The organism is Mobilicoccus massiliensis, from assembly GCF_000826525.2.
GTDB classification, from domain to species: domain Bacteria; phylum Actinomycetota; class Actinomycetes; order Actinomycetales; family Dermatophilaceae; genus Mobilicoccus; species Mobilicoccus massiliensis.
Genome location: NZ_LN651331.1, coordinates 909687 through 928804 on the forward strand (window position 1 = coordinate 909687; position 19118 = coordinate 928804).

The following is a 19118-nucleotide window of genomic DNA, read 5'->3' on the forward strand; positions in this document are numbered from 1 at the left end:
CATGCACCTCACTGAGATTTTCGCTAAGGATGTCCAGCGGCCCATCGAGGGCGTCATCAAGGCCGACGACGTCGCACACCTTGGCACCGAGGTCGACGAGTACGTCCTGACCAACGAAGCCGCCAAGGGGCTCGAAATCCTGCTTGAGGCGTACACGGATTACACCAACGCGAACGGTGTATGGATTTCGGGCTTCTTCGGCTCCGGTAAGTCGCACCTGTTGAAGATGCTCGCGCATCTTCTCGGCGATGTGGAGGGCGACGACTTCCCCCGCGAGCCTGTGTCGGAGAGCTTCCGTGCCAAGGCGACCGATGCGTTCTTGCCACCACTACTCGACAAGGCCGATCGTATCCCGGCGAAGAGCCTGTTGTTCAACATCGACCAGAAGGCGACTCTGATCAGCAAGGATCAGACCGACGCCCTGCTACGCGTGTTCATGAAGGTCTTCGACGAGTCCCGCGGCTACTACGGCGACCAAGGTCACATCGCCCGCTTCGAGCGGCAGCTCGACGACGAGGGCCAGCTCGACGCCTTCAAAGACGCCTTCTTGGCGGTGTCGGGCCGGGACTGGGTGGAGCGTCGGCCGAGCTTCGGGCTTCCGACCGTGCGTGGCCAGGTCAACGAGGCATACGCACAGATCAACGGGTTGGACGCGACGACCGCACCCGACATCCTCAAGACCTACCAGGACACCTACTCCGTGTCGATCGAGGACTTCGCCGACGAAGTCCGTGCATGGCTGGACAAGCAGCCCGCGGGCTACCGGCTGAACTTCTTCGTCGATGAGGTTGGACAGTTCATCGGCTCGAACACACACCTGATGCTCAACCTTCAGACGATCGCCGAGTCTCTGAACACGAAGTGCGGCGGCCGAGCCTGGGTGTTCGTGACCTCACAGGAGGACATGGACAAAGTTGTCGGCGACCGCACCAAGCAGCAGGGCAACGACTTCTCAAAGATTCAGGCCCGGTTCAAGACCCGAGTGAAGCTCACCTCCGCTGACGTGGAAGAGGTCATCCGCAAGCGCCTCCTGGAGAAGAACGACAAGGGCACCCAGGTCCTCGAAGCTGTCTACGCGCAGGAGCAGGCGAACTTCAAGACCCTGTTCGACTTCGTTGACGGCGCGAAGACGTATCGCAACTTCACCGACGAGGGCCACTTCGTCGGCACCTACCCGTTCGTGAGCTATCAGTTCCCGCTGTTCCAAGCGGCGATCGAGGGCATCTCTGACCACAACGTGTTCGAGGGCCGCAACAGCTCCGTCGGCGAGCGCTCCATGCTCGGTGTCGTGCAGCAGGTCGCCAAGGACATCGGCGATGTCGAGATCGGCTCGCTGGCCACCTTCGACGCCATGTTCGCCGGTATCCGTGCTTCGTTGAAGTCCGCAGCGCAGCGCTCGATCGACCGTGCCGAGCGTGACCTCCCCGACAGCGGCTCACCGGTCACCAAGCTCGCGGTGCGGCTTCTCAAGGCACTGTTCCTGGTGAAGTACGTGGAGAGCTTCCAAGCCACTCCGCGCAACCTGACAGTGCTGGTCTACGACCGGTTCGGGCTTGATCTGCCGGCGTTGTCCAAGCAGGTCCAGGAGGCGCTCACGCTCTTGGAGACGCAGACGTACGTGCAGCGCAACGGCAACGTCTACGAGTACCTAACAAACGAAGAGCAGGTGATCGAGGAAGAGATCAAGAACGTCGAGATCGACTCCTCCGAGGTCTCCACCCGACTGAACAAGATTCTCTCCGGCGATGTCATCAAGACCTCCAAGCTCCGCTACGCCAAGAACGGTCAGGACTTCGGGTTCGGATACAAACTCGACGACCAGGCATTCGGTCAACAGCGTGAACTCTCGCTGCACTTCATCACTCCCGAGTACCCCTACGGGCCGGAAGAGATTCGGATGCACTCGGCAGGCAAGGACGAACTGCGCGTGATCCTCGCCCCCGACGACCGGGTGCTGGCGGACCTCCGTCTGCTGATCAAGACCGAGAAGTACACCAAGCGTAAGCAGACCAGTTCACTGTCGCCGGTCGAGGAGCAGATTCTGCGCGCCAAGGCGACGCAGAACGCTCAGCGGGAGAAGGAGCTGGTCGAGCGCATCCGCCGCGCTGTCGGTCGCGCCGATCTCGTGATCAACGCCGCAGACCTCACCGTGGGATCGCAGGACGCCCTCACCCGGATCACCGAGGGATTCCAAGACCTCATCGCACGTACCTACACGCAGCTCAGCCTCCTCGGCGGGCGCGCCTACTCCGAGCAGCAGGTTGTCGGGTTCGCGAACCCCGACCAGTCCACGATGATCGACGACTCCTCGATCCACGCGCTCACTGCACCGGCTGACGAGGTGCTGTCGTACCTGCTGCAACGCGACCGGCTCGGTGAGCAAGTCACCGTCAAGAAGATCGTCGATCACTTCCAGGCTAAGCCATACGGCTGGGACCTTCCCTCTATTGAGTGCGTCACGGCCTGGCTCGTCGGCACCTCGAAAATCACTCTCACCGTCGACTCGAACATCCTCAAGCGCAGCGAAGTCGCCGTCGTGTTGCGCAACACACAGAAGCACTCCCACGCCGTCGTCGCCCCGCAGAAGACCTTCGACCAGCGCAAGATCGCAGCGCTGCGCACCTTCTGCACGGACTTCTTCGATGAGCCCACAGCACCGAAGGACCCGCTGGAGCTGGCCCGGCACGCGAGCGAACGCCTCCGCGCCAAGTGTGAGGAGCTCAAGGCGCGAGTCAGCGGCTCGAAGTACCCCTTCGTGACTCAGCTCGAAGCCCCCATCGCCCTACTGGAATCCGCGGTTGGCAAACCCGACGACTGGTACCTGACCGACTTCGCGCTCGCGGACGATCTGCTCGATGCGAAAACGGACATCATGGACCCCATCCAGGCCTTCTTCGGTGACGAGAAGCAGCGAGGCGCTCAGCGCAAGATTTTTGACGAGGCGACCCAGCTGCTCGCCGACAATGCCAGCAATCTCAACTACCTCCCCTCGGGCAGCAGCCAGGAGGTGGCGCAGCTCCTCGCCGATCCTCAAGCATTCCGCGGTAACCGGATGACCAAACTCAAGGCAGCCGCCGTCGAGCTCCAATCCCGCATCGACGAGGCGCTCGTAGCCAACCGTGATGGAGCAATGTTGGAGATCGGCTCCCGGTGGGAGCCTCTACAGACCAGCACGATCTATCTGGAAGCCACGGACGACGCAAAGCGAAGCGTGAGCCAGAAGGTCAACGCGATCCTCGATCAGATCAGCCGGGAGAACCAGATCGCCGTCGTCCGCGAGATCGCGAACACCTTCGAGGAACGCACCTACCCAGCCATCCTCGACCAGCTCGCCGCATCCCCAAGCGTCAGCAGTGCGGACGATAGTGACGAGCCGACACCAGCACCGAACACAAGGCAGACCATCTCGGTCAAGAGCATCAGCGCTACCGGTATCCACGGAGTACTGGAGAACGAAGAAGACATCGATCGCTACCTCGACGCGCTGCGCGCAGCACTGATTCAGGCCCTCAATGACGACAAGCGCATCGCGCTCTAGGAGATAGCACGCATGGATACCGCACCGCTAAAGAGCTTCGCCACGTGGGCCAGACGCGAGCTCATCACTCAGGTCAGCGCCCGCTTGACCGCCGTGCTCGCACCGGCATCGCCGGAGCGAGTCGAGAACCAGCACGCCGTGACCATGCTCGAACGCGACATCGCGGCCGCCGGCGGCGGGGCCAAGGGCAAGGATGCTGTAGCCGACAAGGTCGCCTACACCTGGTTCAACCGCATCATCGCCCTCCGCTTCATGGACGCCAACGGCTACACCGGTGTTGGCGTTGTCTCGCCAGCCCACGGCCAGCAGACCGGGCAGCCAGAGATACTCGCCGACGCCAAGCGTGGCAGCATCGACCCCGCTGTTGTCAGCAACAAGCGCACCCTCGATGCCATCACTGGGCTCCTCGACGGGACCCGCCCCAGTGCAGACGCACAGGGTGAGGCCTACACCCTGCTACTCGCCGAGTACTGCCGTTACTGGAACCGCTCGATGCCGTTCATGTTTGAGCGTGAGGGCGACTACACAGAACTCCTTATTCCCGCGAACCTCCTCGCTGCGGACTCCATCCTCGGCAAGGCCGCATCAACGCTCACAGCAGAGGTCTGCCGCGACGTTGAGGTCATCGGCTGGCTCTACCAGTTCTACATCTCTGAGCGGAAGCAGGAGGTCTTCGATGGATTCAAGAAGGGCAAGAAGGCAGGCGCCGCTGAGATTCCCGCCGCGACCCAGCTCTTCACCCCACACTGGATCGTTCGTTATCTCGTCGAGAACTCCGTCGGACGACTCTGGATGCTTAACCACCCGGAGTCTCGACTCGTAGACGAGATGGACTATTATATCGCGCCAGTCGGCGACGAGAATAACTTCCTCAAGATCACCGGCCCCGAAGACCTGACGGTCATCGACCCAGCCTGTGGCTCCGGACACATGCTTACCTATGCGTTCGACCTGCTCTACGCAATCTACGAGGAGGAAGGCTACGCACCCTCCGAGATTCCCGAGCTGATCCTCACTCGCAACCTGTACGGTACCGAGATCGACCCGCGCGCCGGCTCACTGGCGGCGTTCGCACTTACCATGAAGGCCCGCGCTAAGCAGCGAACATTCTTGACAAAGGGGCTCGCGCCGGCGATCACAGTCATCGACTCCATCTCGTTCACCCCGGATGAACTGGACCTTCTGGTCACGAGGAATGGAGACCTGCGTGCGGAAGAAGGAGTTTGGAATCAGTTCGCCGAGGCAAACGTGCTCGGGGCTCTCATCCTTTCCGACCCGGGACACACCCAGTGGCTGTCTCACCGCCTCGAAACACTGGACGAAGCAAACGACCTCGTTTGGTCGGACACCCTCAATCGTGCGTCAAAGGTGCTACGCCAAGCAACGGCACTGTCGCGGCGCTATGCCGTAGTGGTAGCGAACCCTCCTTACATGGGCTCGAAGAACATGGGAACCACGCTCGCGGACTTCGCGTCTGGGAAGTTCCCTGACAGTAAATCTGATCTGTTCGCGATGTTCATCGAGCGAGGGTTTGAATTTCTGAAACCGGGCGGACTCTCGGCGATGGTCACCATGCAGTCCTGGATGTTCCTCAAGTCCTATGCCGGGCTTCGCAAACAACTGCTCAATGACCGACATCTGGAATGCATGGTTCACATGGGGAACGGAGTCATGGGCATAGCGTTTGGCACGGCGGCGGCCATCTGGCGTTCTACCCCGGGGGAAGGGATCTCATCTTTCTCCTTCGTTTCGACGTTGGACCTTTATGGAGACAAGCCGAGGGTGTTCCCAGCACCAAACTCACGACACACGGAGATGTCGCTTCGAGAGCTCAGTTCTATTCCGGGAAGTCCGATTGCTTACTGGGCGTCCCCGGCCCTTCGCGCCACGTTCCAAACTGGGCGAACTATCGAAAGCGTTGCGCCGGTACGCCAGGGATTTCAGACGGGCGATAATGACCGTTTCATGCGTTTCTGGCACGAAGTGTCCCGAACGCGAGTGGCTTTCGACTCCGAGTCTACGGAAGAGTTTCATGCAAGTGGGGCCCGATTCGCTCCATACCTAAAGGGCGGCCCCCTGCGCAAGTGGTTTGGCAACGACGAGTACATTGTTGCTTTCAGTCCCCACGACTTCAGTGAACTCTCGAAGCTTGGGAACAAGCTTCCTTCGCGGAACCTTTATTTCAAGGATTCGATCACGTGGTCGGCGATGTCCTCGTCCGACTTCGGCGCACGCTATGCGGGCGTCGGCAGTACCTTCAGTGCAAAAGGCGCGTGCGCGTTTCCAGTAGATAGATACTCCCGCTCGCTCACGCTGGCAGTCCTGAATTCGTCAGTGGCGCGTCAACTCCTCGAATTCATGGGTGCGACCATGGACTTCAACGTGGGGTCCCTGCGAGAGATTCCACTTCCAGCGGAGATTCCGCTCGACGACAGAGATCGGATATCTTCGCTGGTCGAACTGTTGGTGCACCTCCATCAGCAAGATTGGAATCTGAGCGAGTCTGCGCCCGGGTACGAAGAGAATGCGCTAATCAAGCGCGGCGGGGTAGGCCGCCTTGCGAGTCTGGTCGACGGACACTTCGCTGATTGGCGAGCCTACTCTGCGCAGGTCAACGAGGCTCAGGAAGCACTCGACGCGATCATAGCTAAGTCCTACGGATTGGAGTCCTCAGGCGAACTCAATGTCACTCTGAACAACCTGGTGGTGGACACGCAAGGTCGAGCTGAGCGGAATGCTCAGGTGGGCGACATGATTGCTGACCTTGTTTCTTTCGCCGTGGGATGTATGTTCGGCCGTTACAGCCTCGACGAGACCGGCCTAGTTCTGGCCGACCAGGGTGCGACAGTGCAGGACTACTTCGCGAAGGTGCCGCACCCGACGTTCACCCCTGATGCTGACAACGTTCTGCCGATCGTTGTTGGGGACTGGTTCGAGGACGACATCGTGGCGCGATTCCGCCAGTTCCTGCGAGCAGCGTTCGGTGAGGAGCACTTCGAGGAGAACCTTCGGTTCGTTGAGGAGTCACTCAGCGTCAAGACTCTGCGGGAGTACTTCGTTACCCGTTCGGGGCGGTCGAGGTTCTACGACGACCATGTGAAGCGGTACAAGAAGCGCCCGATCTACTGGCTGTTCTCCAGCCCGAAGGGCTCATTCAACGCGCTTATCTACATGCACCGCTACTCGCCGTCCACGGTCTCAACTGTGCTAAACGAGTATCTGCGTGAGTTCGAGTCGAAGCTGGAAGCGAACCTTCAGCATCAGGAGCGTCTCGCAGCCGGTGATGGTACGCCTCGCGAGAAGGCAGCGGCACTAAAAGAGGCTGAGCGGCTTCGCAAGGTGTTGGTGGAGCTCAGTGAGTATGAACATGACGTGCTTTACCCCTTGGCATCGCAGCAGATCGCAATCGATCTCGATGATGGCGTCAAGGTCAACTACCCGAAGTTCTATCCGGCTCTCAAGAAGATCACGGGGTTGGAGGCTGCCGATGACTGAGATCGAACCAAGACGCGCGAACTGGCTCGTGCGCAAGCATCGCGATCTGGGCTGGTTTGGCTGGTTCGCGTATTGCCTCTTTTCTATTGCAGTGGTTGGCCTAATTGTCTGGATCGTCTTGTACGCGATGGACGGTGGGCTCAAGACCGCAATCACGCAAACACTACCGTTTTGGCTCGCGGGCATTGGTGGACCGGCGGCACTTGTCGCTATTTATGAGACGAGCAAGCGAACTACGCAAGTTGAACGATCAATGGGCGAAATAGCCGCAGTAAAGGATGGCGAAGGCCAGCGCAGCGGAGCGCAGGTCGCATGGAAAGTTGAAGAAGTATCTAGGTCGAAGCGACGGATTGTGAACGTTGGATCGGTGACCGCGAGAGATGTTCGCATTGATGACGTCACCAACCCCGAGGGGCGAAGCGGATTTTTCTTGCTTGACGATTCTCTGCCCCACGACATACCAGTGCATGACGGCATCGAAGCGAGTATGGATCGAAGCCTCGCTGATCCGTACCTTTCGCGAGTTCGAATTCAGTGGACAGAAGAGGGGAGCTCGTATGAAGCAACCTATTCCGTGTCCTAGTGCGAGAGATTTCATCAAGAGCTGGCGCTCAGTCAGTGGAGTTGCGCAGATTGTCGCCCCACGGAGACGACAATTCGATCGACGTCCAGTTCGTACGCTGCTCTCGTGGCAAGGGGTAGTCGCATGAGTTCCATTCGGGCAGTCCTGCCGCACCTAGAACAGCGGTTTGAGTCGCAGCGACTCGTCTTCTGGCACGACACGGAAGGCGAGTACGCCTCTGATCTCGACGCACTCAACCTCGCCGGGGTCACCACGTTGCGGGTAGAGAACAACGAGTACGCCGTGAAGAACCGAGTGCTCCACGACCAGCCGACCAGCAAGTTCCTCATCTACCGGGGGGCACCTGTGCCTCCGGGCACCGGGAACTGGCTGCTTGATCTTGAGTTGGCGTACGGGGTCTTCACCGCCGACCGTACGGCTCTGGTACGCCAGGGTCTCGGCCTCGCTGGCATCGGGATCGACGATGTGGTGCGCGAGCACGAGAGGTTCTTCCGCGCCGCGAAGCGCGTTCAGACACTCAAGCCACTGCTCACAGCCGACGACGACGCGGACAGGTTGCGCGCGAAGATGTGTGCTGTCCTTCTTGGCCAGCGGGAGCACAGCATGCTGGAGCTCACGCGCTCGTTGCTGATCGAGAACGCGCGCGGCGATGGTGGCAAGTACGAGGCTCTGAGGGAGCAAGGGCTCGATGGGTTCCACTGGGCCGGCGTCGCCACGATTTACGGATATGAAGCGAGCGAGCCCAGCATCGACGACTTCGTGCTGTGGGTGTTCCGCCAGGCAACCAACGGGTTCGCATCCGATACTCCGGGTGCCCTCCGGAACATTCAGCTCGACTTCGCGAGTCTGCGCAATGATCGGCGCAGCGCGCCCGCCCTCGCCATCTTGGCGCAGCGAGCGGCGGAAAGTCTGGACTACGCCAGCAGCATCGAAGACGCAGAACTTGCTGACCTGGTGGGTAACGACCTCTTCGAGGACGTGGAGCGCAAGGTCATCAGTGCGCTCGCTCACGCGGTCGTCAGCCGGACCATGAGCGCGCGCGAGGTATCCGACGTGATCCGCGCTCGCCAGAGCAGCATCTGGGTCGACGGATACCGGGAGCTGTACACGGCACTCGGTGCCGCCTCTGACCTGCTGAGCGAACTCGCGACGGCGCGATTCGAGATCGCCTCATTTGATGAAGGGCTCGACCGGTACCGCAAGCACTGGTTCCGCATCGACCAGCTCTACCGACAGTTCCACTTCGCCGCCCGCACAACCGAGTACGCCGGCCCACTCGAAGCGCTCCGGGTCGAGGTGGAGAAGCACTACGCGAATCGGTACCTCTACGAACTTGGCAACTCCTGGCAGCAGCAGGTCGATGCTGTGCACGACTGGCGGTCCGTCACGCTCCGCCCGCAGACGAGGTTCTTCACCGATCACGTCGAGCCGATTGTCCGTAAGGGCAACCGGAAAGCCGTCGTCATCATCTCCGATGCGCTGCGCTACGAGGTCGCAGACGAGCTGCGCTCGCGCATCCGTCAGGAAGACCGCTTCGACGCGGAACTGGGCGCGATGCTCGGTGTGCTACCGAGTTACACACAACTCGGCATGGCTGCACTCCTGCCGCACAAGACGCTTGCCCACTCGCATGATGGCGATCCAGTGCTCGTTGATGGCCAGCGCTCCGACGGAACCGCGAACCGCAACAAGGTGCTGGCCCCGGTGGATGGGTACGCGATCCAGGCCGAGGAAGTCCTCGCCATGCCGCGCAGCGAACTGAGAGAACTGTACGTCGCGCACCAGGTGCTGTACGTGTACCACGACCGGATCGACGCCGTGGGTGACAAGGCCCGCACCGAACGGCAAGTGTTCGAGGCCGCCAACGACGCGCTGCGCGATCTGGTCGACCTCATCAAACGCCTCACTAACGCGAACGCGACGAACATCCTCGTGACCGCCGACCACGGCTTCCTCTACCAGGATACCGCCCTCGCCGACGCCTCCTACCTTTCGACCAAGCCGCAGGGCGACGACCTCGTGGTGACGAACCGCCGATACGTGCTGGGCCGAGGCCTCAAGGATGATTCCGCGTTCCGGAAGTTCGAGCCTGAACAGCTTGGACTCAGCAGTGACCTTGAGGTGCAGGTTCCCAAGTCGATACACCGACTCAAGCTGCCGGGCGCGGGCTCACGGTTCGTCCACGGCGGCGGCGCCCTCCAGGAAATCGTCGTGCCGGTGCTGAGCGTCAACAAGAAGCGCAAGAGCGATACACGGCCCGTCAACGTCGAGGTCCTCCCGGAGACGGACAAGATCACCACCGGTCAGCTCGTTGTGAAGCTCTTCCAGTCCGAGCCGGTCAGCGAGAAGGTTCAGCCGCGCACACTGCGCGCTGGCATCTACGTCGGCGAAACTCTGATCTCGAACCAGACCGAGCTGATCTTCGACCAGCCATCCGACGACAAGCGCGACCGCTACCAGGGTGCACGGATGCTGCTCAGCCAGGACGCCAACGAGTTCAACAACCGCACGGTCGAGTTCCGACTCGAAGAGCAGATACCCAACACTACCCAATGGCGCGTCTACCAGCGGGCTCAGTACCTGCTCAAGCGCTCATTCACGTCGGACTTCGATTTCTAGGGGAAGCAGCAGCCATGACGGACACCGAGAACCACCCCGGCGAGGAACCCGACGCCGGGACGAGCACGCCGCAGCAAAGCGACCTCGACAGCAAGATCAACCTGCTGTTCGGCGGGTCGGTGGTCCGTAAAGACCTCGTCAAGGCCGTGAAGGGCAACGCCATTGTCCCTTCCTACGTGCTTGAGTACCTGCTCGGTCAGTACGCCGCGTCTGATGATGAGGCGACGATCCAGGCCGGAATCGAGGCGGTGCGCAAGATTCTCGCCGACCACTACGTACACCGCAACGAGTCCGAACTGGTGAAGTCCACCATCCGCGAGAAGGGCCGCCACCGGATCATCGATAAGGTGACCGTGACCCTGAACGACAAGCAGGACGTGTACCAGGCGTCGTTCGCCAACCTGGGCCTCAGTGGTGTGATCGTCGAACCGGCAACCGTGAAGGCCAACCCGAAGCTACTCGTCGGCGGCGTATGGTGCATCTGCGATATCGAGTACTTCCACAGCGACGATGCCCGTGTGGTGCCATGGATTCTGGGGAGCCTGAAGCCGATCCAGATGTCGAGCTTCGACTACGAGGGCTACCTTGCATCGCGGGGCGGCTTCAACACCGAGGAGTGGATCGACCTGTTGATCCAGTCGATCGGGTTCGACCCCGAGATGTTTGGTCGGCGGGCCAAGCTGCTGCAGCTCGTGCGCCTCATTCCGTTCGTCGAGCGCAACTACAACCTTGTCGAACTGGGACCGAAGGGCACCGGCAAGTCCCACATCTACTCCGAGTTCTCGCCCCACGGCATGCTGATCTCCGGCGGCGAGGTCACCGTCCCGAAGCTCTTCGTCAACAACGCCAACGGGCGAATCGGCCTGGTCGGCTACTGGGATGTTGTCGCGTTCGACGAGTTCGCTGGCAAGAAGAAGCGCACCGACAAGGCGCTGGTCGACATCATGAAGAACTACATGGCGAACAAGTCGTTCTCGCGTGGTGTCGAGACCCTCGGAGCCGAGGCGTCGATGGTGTTCGTGGGCAACACCTCGCACAACGTGCCATACATGCTCAAGCACTCCGACCTCTTCGACGAGCTACCCGAGGCCTATCACGACTCCGCCTACCTCGACCGGCTGCATTTCTACATCCCCGGCTGGGAGGTAGACACGATCCGCAGTGAGATGTTCTCTGCCGGCTACGGCTTCGTCGTGGACTACATCGCCGAGGTGCTGCGGTCGATGCGCAACACCGACTACTCCGACCGCTACCAGCAGCACTTCACGCTCGGCTCGGACATCTCCACACGCGACCGCGACGGCATCCACAAGACCTTCTCCGGCCTGATGAAGCTCATCTATCCGAGCGGCGAAGCGACCCAGGCCGAGATCGAGGAACTGCTCCGCTTCGCCATCGAGGGGCGCAAGCGAGTCAAAGACCAAATCCTCAGGATCGACACCACGATGGCCGCCGTCAACTTCGGCTACACCGACAAGACAGGCGCCTGGCACAACGTCACCACCCTGGAAGAGGACGAGTACCCCGACTACTACCAGGCCCAACGCCCCGAGATTGTGGGTGGCGACGAGTCGCCTGACGCACCTGAGTCCGTGGACGAAGAAGACGCCATGGTGCCGGCCCAGATGCCGGCCGAGGTAGTGCCTCAACTATTCGAGGGCCACCGCGAGTTCCAGGAGAACCAGCGCGGCGTCTCCTACGAAACGCTGCTCATGCCGTACCTACGGGGCGCGACCGACATCACCATCGTCGACCCCTACATCCGACTACCGCATCAAGGGCGCAACCTCGTCGACTTGCTCTCGCTCTTGGCAGCCGCTAAAGACCCTGCCGACGAGATCGCCGTGACGCTCGTAACCAAGGAGGACCGCGGCGAGTACGCCCAACAACACCTCCTCATGCTGAAGGAGGTCCAGGACAGCGCGGCCACCGCCGGAATCCAGTTCACCGTCATCTGGGACGAGACCATCCACGACAGGTCGATCCGCACCGACCACGGCTGGAAGCTCCTCCTCGGGCGTGGCCTCGACATCTTCCAGAAGGGGTCAGGCAGCCAATACGACCTCGGCTCCCGCCGCCAGGAGTTCCGCCAGGTCTTCGCGTTCGGCGTCACCTACATTCGCGAGACTGAAACCGAGGCGAACTGATGAAGGTTCGCCAGTTGGAAATCCAGAACTTCCGTGGTGTCCGTGCGGGCAAGGTTGTCTTCGCCGACAACACTCTGCTGGTTGGTGGGAACAACGTTGGCAAGTCAACCGTCTGCGAGGCTCTCGACCTCGTGCTCGGGCCTGAGCGTGCGAGTCGGCGCCCTGTTGTGGACGAGCACGACTTCCACAGAAGCACATACGTCGACGCTGACAAGAAGGCCGTCCCGATCATTATTCGCGCAGTTGTCGTTGACCTGCCCGACGAAGCACGCCGAAGGTTCGGAGGCCACCTCCGACGGTGGAACGACACAGACCGGAGCTTCGTCGATGATCTGGAGAACGGCGCCGAGCACGCTGACGACGAGGGCGTGACCTGGGCGCTTCCAGTCTCCTTCCGCGCGCGATATGACGCCGTCGAGGACGACTTCGAAGCCGACACGTTCTTTGAGCATCCGCTTCCAGAACTCGACGAGCTTGATGACGAAGAGGCGAGTTCACTCGGAGAAGGACGCGATCGTTTCACCAGAGCTCACAAGCGGCTCTGCGGGTTCGTGTATCTCCGCGCTCTGCGCACTGGATCGCGAGCGCTTGGCCTCCAGCGCGGTTCACTCCTCGATACGGTCCTCCGGCTGAGCGAAGAGGGTTCTGCGGAGATGTGGATGGAGACGCTTCGGCAGATGCGCGACCTCGACCCGGCGATCGGTGCAATCCCAGACCTGGAATCACTCCTCACTCAGATTCGCGAACGAGCAGGCGGTTTCGTTCGGCTGGCAGGCAACGAGGACGCCACGGCCTTCTTTGCCTCGGACCTCACCCGTGAGCACCTTCGGGAAGTCGTGAGGCTGTTCGTCGCGACAGGGCCAAGTGATCACGCCGTCCCCTTCACGCGACAAGGGACCGGCACCGTCAACCTCTTGGTCTTCGCGTTGCTCACGATGATCGCTGACTTGAAAGAGCGACAGTCCGTCATCTTCGCGATGGAAGAGCCCGAAATCGCGCTCCCTCCACACACTCAGCGCCGAGTAGCGCGGTTCGTGAAGAGGGAAATGGGGCAGGCCATCGTGACGTCGCACTCGCCGTACGTCATTGAGCAGTTCGAACCGAACGAGATCGTCATGCTCAGTCATGAATCTGGCGGCGAGGTGGAGGGTATGCCCATCAATCCAGCGGGCATCAAGCTGAAGAGCTATCGCAGCCAACGTCGCCAATTCTCCGAAGCGATCCTGAGCCGGGGAGTCCTCGTCGTCGAGGGCGAGACCGAAGCGTCCATTCTCCCGATCGCAGCAGCAGTCTTGGAGAAGTCGAGCGCTGACTATGTTCACCCAGACCTTGCTGGCGTCACCATCTTCACCGCGAACGGCGACGGCGACGTGCCCCGATGGGCACCGATCCTCCGAGCACTTGGCAAGGTTCCGTTCGGAATGGTCGACAAGCAAGGCAAACCGTACAACGGAGACAACGCAACGGCACTCCAGTCCTTCGAGGAGTTTTGGGAATCGCCAGTCGAAGGTGTCGAAGAACTGATCGTCTCCCAGGTACCGCCTGCCGTGCTGCGACGCTTCATGGACGAAGCGGTTCAACTGCCAGATTTCCCGACACACCAGGCGAAGTACGACTCCTCGACCACGGATGCCCAGCTCCCCGAGATCGCACTGAAGACGCTGAAAGCGCGCAAGGGCGATGCCTACGGCTACGCCGCATTGCTCATCGAAGGCTGCCAGAGCCGAGAGGACCTGCCAGAGTTCCTGATTGCTGCTCTCGAACGGATCAACGAAGTCTTGGCACCGGCAGCCACTGCCCCTGACGCTGACGCTCACGGGCAGCCCGTTGACGATGAGGCTGCTGACGGCGACGAATGAACATCACTCTCTCCGATGTGGGCCTGTCCGCACTTGAGGCGGATGGGCCTGTGCTCGTCACCGGCGGGCCTGGATCGGGGAAGACCACTCTCGCGCTCCTCAAGGCACAGCGGCAGATCGCCTCGCTAGACCCCGGCCAAGAGGTTCTCTTCCTGAGCTTCTCGCGGGCGGCCGTTCGACAGGTGCTTGTGAGGTGCCAGGACATCCTCACCGCTGGGGAACGCAGACAGATCGCAGTGAGGACGTACCACGCCTTCTGTATGGACATCCTCAGGAGTCACGGTCGTCTCCTCAACGGGAAGCCCCCAGCCATCCTTTTCCCTGGTCCTGAACGGCTCGCCAAGGCCCAGTACGGCGGCGACTGGGCGGTAGAAGTACAGCGGCTGGCTCTTGAGGACGGAAAATACGCCTTCTCCACCTTCGCCGACCGCGCTGCCGCCCTCCTCGCCCGCTCATCGAGCGTTCGGGAGCTGATCTCGGAAATGTACCCAATCGTGATCCTCGACGAGTTTCAGGACACCGACGATGCGCAGTGGGCGCTCGTGCAGCAACTCGCGCTCGAAAGCACTCTGGTAACACTCGCCGATCCCGACCAGCGGATTTTCGACTACCAGGCGGACATCGATCCACGTCGGCTGGACCAGTACCGCGCAGCCTTTTCTCCGGACGAGTTCGACTTCGGCGGCACCAATCACCGCAGCCCCAACGCGAGCATCTTGTCCTTCGCGGATGCCGTCATGACAAACGAGGCACTGCCGTCCACCAGCGATGTGAAGCAACTCTCCACGTACCAGAGGAACCACGACGCCTCGGTACATGCAGCCGTCACTTGGATGATGTCGCAGCTCCGAAAGGCCGGGATCGAGTATCCAAGCGTCGCAGTTCTCGGTCGATCGAATGGCTACGTGAGCGACATCTCACTCATGCTCGGCAGGGAGCACAAGTACAAGCAGCACACACTGAAGCCACTGGACCATCACGTTGTTTGGGATGCAGAGTTGACGGCCGCAGCCGCTCAGGTCGTAGCTTCGATCCTTGAGTGGCCACTCCACGACGTCACATCTGCGGCGGCGACCACTCTGGACTGCATCGCCGACTTCTACGACATGAAGAACGCGGAGCATCCAAGTAAGTCTGCTCAGAACACAGCATCGAGCTACCGTGCGGCGGCAGCGAATGTCAGAGCAGGTAAAGAACCTCGACCAGCAGCCGCGAAGGCGGTCAAGCGTGCCTGCGAGGCCGGTCTCACCTTCTCCGGCGACGCGATCGCCGACTGGCTCGCTGCGCGCGCGATCATGGAATCCAGCGATAAGCTCGCTGAACTGCTCACGGCCGCGCGGTTCGTAAGGCTCTTCAGAGCAACCGATGAGATCGGCGGGCGGCTCACGGCACAGTGGGCCGAATCCGGAACCTATCAAGGTGCCCGAACCATGGTCCAGCGCGCGCTCAACATGGGAAAGCTGCTAGCGACCGAGACCGAGCCTCGTGGCGTTGTGCTGATGACCTTGCACAAGTCCAAAGGCAAGGAGTTCGATGGCGTCGTCATCGTAGAGGGCCAGTACGCTGGGGCATTCTTTAACGAGAAGCGAGAAAGACCTCCCTTCGCCGCAACTCGCCGCCTCCTCCGCGTCGGGATCACCCGAGCACGTCACCAGGTCGTTCTCGTGCGACCGAGTGTCGCCCCGCCACTCACGTGTCCTCCCGCGGCCGATGGGCCGACAGCATGAAGGCGCGACACGACTGGAGCCCCCAGGCGCGTGATCAGTTCTTCGGACCTGAACCGACGGCTCGCGACCCGCTGCCAGTGCACTCCGACGCGATCGAACGTTGCCACTCGGTTCTGCGCGAAGCCCACCACGAGTGCCTTCGCGCTCTGATGAGCAACGAGACCACCGCGCATCTCCTGGAAGTCGTGGAACGTGCCGCCATCACGGAGACCCCCACGGCCGGCCGACCAATGCGAGTGGTTCTCATGGGTCGCACGATGGCTGGCAAGAGCACACTACTTGCGGCACTGACGGGCGGGTCGGCGGAGCGGATCGGTGTCGGCGCCCAGCGAACCTCCCGCGATGTTCTCGCAGCTCCCGCTCTCGATCTTCAGGACGTTGAGATCGTCGACACACCCGGTGTTGGAGCCAAGGACGGTGCCGAGGATGTTGCCCTCGCGATGGCAGAGGTCCCTGGTGCTGACCTTGTGCTGTGGGTAGCCAGCAACGACTCCTTCCAGGAGGAGACAGCTCAAGCATTGCGTGCCGTGGCGTTTCGAGGCAAGCCTGTTGTGGTCGCCTTGAACTGCCGCGCAAGTCTCTTCGACGAACTCGATCGCGAGGACTTCCTGGACGATCCCACCTCCGTGTTCGATCAGCACCAAGGGCATTTCAGCACGATCCGTGCTCACCTCTCAGCCGCAGGAGTCCAACCTGTGGCCGAGGTGATGCTGCATGCCGAGGCAGCGCGCCAAGCCCGCACCGATGAACAGTTCGGCATTGCTCTCAAGAGTGGGAGCAGGGTCCAACACCTTCTGGACACGCTTGAGCGCGAGTCTCGGGTCCATCGGACCGCTCGCCGTGTCCTTCGGACCACCGACGAGGTCCGCGGACAGGCCCAATCGCTGAGCGAAGTCCTGGCCGACAGCGAGCAACAGATTCGGGGACTCGTGCGAGTTGGGCAAGGACTCCGAAATGACCAACAACTCCGCGCCGCACGGCTCGTGGACGCCTGCCAACAGCGCATGGAAGACGACACGGTTCGCATCGTTGGCCAGCGGCACGGATGGCACCAGACCATCACCGACTTCGGTCCGCAGGTGTCGGAGAAGTGGGAAACAGAACAAGAATCACTCATCGCCGAGATCGATCAGGCCTTGACCTCGCACCTCAACGAACTCTCACGAGCCATAACCGAGGCAAACAGCGCCGCCCAGCAGGAGTGGTCGACGGCAATGCCAGCCGCTCCCAGGATCGAAGGACTGCGCGACTTCCGAGGCCTCTGGAAGCGACGTGCTGCGGGCGCGGTAGTCGGAGCCGGCGGCGCGCTCGCTGCGGCTCTATTGGGCGCCAAAGTAGGGGCACTCGCCGGCGGCACATTTGGGGGCCCGATCGGAGCTGGTGTCGGGCTGATCGTTGGAGGGATCGGCACGGCCCTTGTCAGCTCACTTCGGAAGAAGGTCCAGTCCCTCTTCAAAGGGAAAAGCAGAATCCTTGAGGAGAACCGAGAACTGCTGCGGATTGAGATTGGCAACGTTCTCGAAGAGGTCGAGCGCCAGGCTCGCAGCCAGACCGAGACCATCATCGGTCGCATCCGCGCCGACCTATCGACCACCGCAGAGCAACGGGCCGAGGCGGAGACAGCTGTGCTCGACGTAGCCGATCGCCTCGCAGGGCAACAGAGGCTCATCAATGCCACCACCGCAGCACTCGACCACGACACCGCTGTGTGCCTCCTACAAGTTGATGGACGGCCTCGTGAGCAATGATCAGAACCTGTGGATGGCTCTCGGCGGGTGGGCGTGGTGGAGCGCACCTTCCCGAGGATGATCTTGTCGTAACAGAACTCTGATCAGGACCGGCGTTGGCGCGCTGGTTCAGAAAGGTGCGCTCATGCTCACCGTAGTCCAGGACGAGACGACGACCAACGCCGCCGGTGGCGGGTCGCTGTTGGATGAACTCGCCCGCGAAGGCGCAAGGAAGATGCTGGCGACAGCGTTGCAGGCCGAGGTCGCCGCCTACATCGAAGCTCACGCCGAAGACGTGGACGAGAACGGGCGCCGTTTGGTGGTCCGCAACGGCTACCACGAGCCGCGGGAGGTGACCACGGCCGCGGGCGCTGTGGCGGTCCGGCAACCGCGGGTGAACGACAAGCGCGTCGATCCTGCCACTGGGGAACGTCGCCGGTTCTCCTCGGCGATCCTGCCGGCCTGGTGCCGTAAGTCCCCGCAGGTCGCCGAGGTGTTGCCGCTGCTGTACCTGCATGGACTGTCCACGTCGGATTTCGTGCCGGCGTTGGAGCAGTTCCTCGGCACCAGCCATGGCCTGTCGGCAGCGACGATCACCCGGCTGGTCAAGGACTGGCAGGCCGAGGCCGCCGCGTTCACCCAAAGGTCCTTGACCGGGACCGACTTCGTGTACGTGTGGGTCGACGGCATCCATCTCAAGGTTCGCCTCGAGGCCGACCGGGTGTGTCTGTTGGTGATGATCGGGGTGCGTGCCGATGGCACCAAGGAGCTCATCGCCCTCGACGACGGCCATCGGGAGTCGACAGAGTCATGGCTGGACCTGCTGCGCTCGGTCCATGACCGCGGCATGAGGGCGCCGGTGCTGGCCATCGGGGACGGCGCGCTGGGGTTCTGGGCCGCGCTAGGCCAGGTGTGGCCCGAAACGCGTGAGCAGAGGTGCTGGTTCCACAAGATCGGCAACGTGTTGAACACGTTGCCGAAGTCGGCCCAGGCGGGCGCGAAGGCCGCACTCGGTGAGATCTGGAACGCCGAAGACCGCGCCCATGCCGAGAAGGCGGCCCGACGGTTCGCCGCGGACTACGGGGCCAAGTGGCCCAAGGCCGCCGCGAAGATCACCCAGGACCTCGAGGAGCTCCTGGCGTTCTACGACTATCCGGCCGAACACTGGATCCACCTACGGACCACGAACCCGATCGAGAGCACGTTCGCCACCGTCCGGCTGCGGCAGCGGGTCACCAAGGGCCCCGGCTCCCGCGCCGCCGGAGTCGCGATGGCGTTCAAGCTCATCCAGTCCGCACAATCCCGGTGGCGGGCCGTGAACGCGCCCCACCTCGTCGCCCTCGTCCGCGCCGGCGCGAAGTTCGACAAAGGCGTCCTCGTCGAACGACCCGACGAATCAAGCCCCGACGCTCACGCCGCGTAA

General features: G+C 61.7%; 9 protein-coding genes. All 9 read left to right on the top strand.

Annotated elements, in window-relative coordinates; genetic code table 11:
* Position 1 precedes the first annotated feature (1 nt).
* Positions 2–3538 (top strand): BREX system P-loop protein BrxC, encoded by a 3537-nt coding sequence (brxC, locus tag BN1197_RS16895; RefSeq protein WP_040162373.1) that lies wholly within the window; start codon positions 2–4, stop codon positions 3536–3538.
* A 12-nt stretch (positions 3539–3550) separates the two neighbouring features.
* A complete protein-coding gene (pglX, locus tag BN1197_RS16900; protein WP_040162119.1) occupies positions 3551–7033 on the top strand; it encodes a BREX-1 system adenine-specific DNA-methyltransferase PglX in 3483 nt (1160 codons plus the stop codon).
* Complete coding sequence (locus tag BN1197_RS17175) at positions 7026–7616, top strand: hypothetical protein (RefSeq protein WP_141397318.1); 591 nt, start codon at positions 7026–7028, stop codon at positions 7614–7616. Before pglX ends, BN1197_RS17175 begins: the two co-directional genes overlap by 8 nt.
* Positions 7617–7739: 123 nt before the next feature.
* Entirely contained in the window at positions 7740–10235 is a 2496-nt protein-coding gene (gene pglZ, locus BN1197_RS16905; protein ID WP_040162123.1) for a BREX-1 system phosphatase PglZ type A, read from the top strand.
* Between the two features lie 14 nt (positions 10236–10249).
* The gene (gene brxL, locus BN1197_RS16910; protein ID WP_040162126.1) at positions 10250–12382 is read left to right on the top strand and encodes a BREX system Lon protease-like protein BrxL; all 2133 of its coding nucleotides are present in this window, start codon (positions 10250–10252) and stop codon (positions 12380–12382) included.
* Entirely contained in the window at positions 12382–14241 is a 1860-nt protein-coding gene (locus tag BN1197_RS16915) for an ATP-dependent nuclease (protein WP_040162129.1), read from the top strand. The genes brxL and BN1197_RS16915 overlap by 1 nt, the downstream gene beginning before the upstream one ends.
* On the top strand, positions 14238–15968 hold the full coding sequence (locus BN1197_RS16920; RefSeq protein WP_052466896.1) for a UvrD-helicase domain-containing protein: 1731 nt from the start codon (positions 14238–14240) through the stop codon (positions 15966–15968). The genes BN1197_RS16915 and BN1197_RS16920 overlap by 4 nt, the downstream gene beginning before the upstream one ends.
* Before the next feature lie 149 nt (positions 15969–16117).
* Positions 16118–17716 (top strand): GTPase, encoded by a 1599-nt coding sequence (locus BN1197_RS16925; protein ID WP_217991213.1) that lies wholly within the window; start codon positions 16118–16120, stop codon positions 17714–17716.
* 124 nt (positions 17717–17840) lie between these two features.
* Positions 17841–19118, top strand: coding sequence for an IS256 family transposase (locus BN1197_RS16930; protein WP_040158305.1), 1278 nt, complete (start codon positions 17841–17843; stop codon positions 19116–19118).

What these genes read in the sequence shown, in the direction of transcription:
- brxC (WP_040162373.1), top strand. Translation starts at nt 2, where the DNA reads ATGCACCTCACTGAGATTTTCGCTAAGGATGTCCAGCGGCCCATCGAG.
- pglX (WP_040162119.1), top strand. Translation starts at nt 3,551, where the DNA reads ATGGATACCGCACCGCTAAAGAGCTTCGCCACGTGGGCCAGACGCGAG.
- BN1197_RS17175 (WP_141397318.1), top strand. Translation starts at nt 7,026, where the DNA reads ATGACTGAGATCGAACCAAGACGCGCGAACTGGCTCGTGCGCAAGCAT.
- pglZ (WP_040162123.1), top strand. Translation starts at nt 7,740, where the DNA reads ATGAGTTCCATTCGGGCAGTCCTGCCGCACCTAGAACAGCGGTTTGAG.
- brxL (WP_040162126.1), top strand. Translation starts at nt 10,250, where the DNA reads ATGACGGACACCGAGAACCACCCCGGCGAGGAACCCGACGCCGGGACG.
- BN1197_RS16915 (WP_040162129.1), top strand. Translation starts at nt 12,382, where the DNA reads ATGAAGGTTCGCCAGTTGGAAATCCAGAACTTCCGTGGTGTCCGTGCG.
- BN1197_RS16920 (WP_052466896.1), top strand. Translation starts at nt 14,238, where the DNA reads ATGAACATCACTCTCTCCGATGTGGGCCTGTCCGCACTTGAGGCGGAT.
- BN1197_RS16925 (WP_217991213.1), top strand. Translation starts at nt 16,118, where the DNA reads ATGAGCAACGAGACCACCGCGCATCTCCTGGAAGTCGTGGAACGTGCC.
- BN1197_RS16930 (WP_040158305.1), top strand. Translation starts at nt 17,841, where the DNA reads ATGCTCACCGTAGTCCAGGACGAGACGACGACCAACGCCGCCGGTGGC.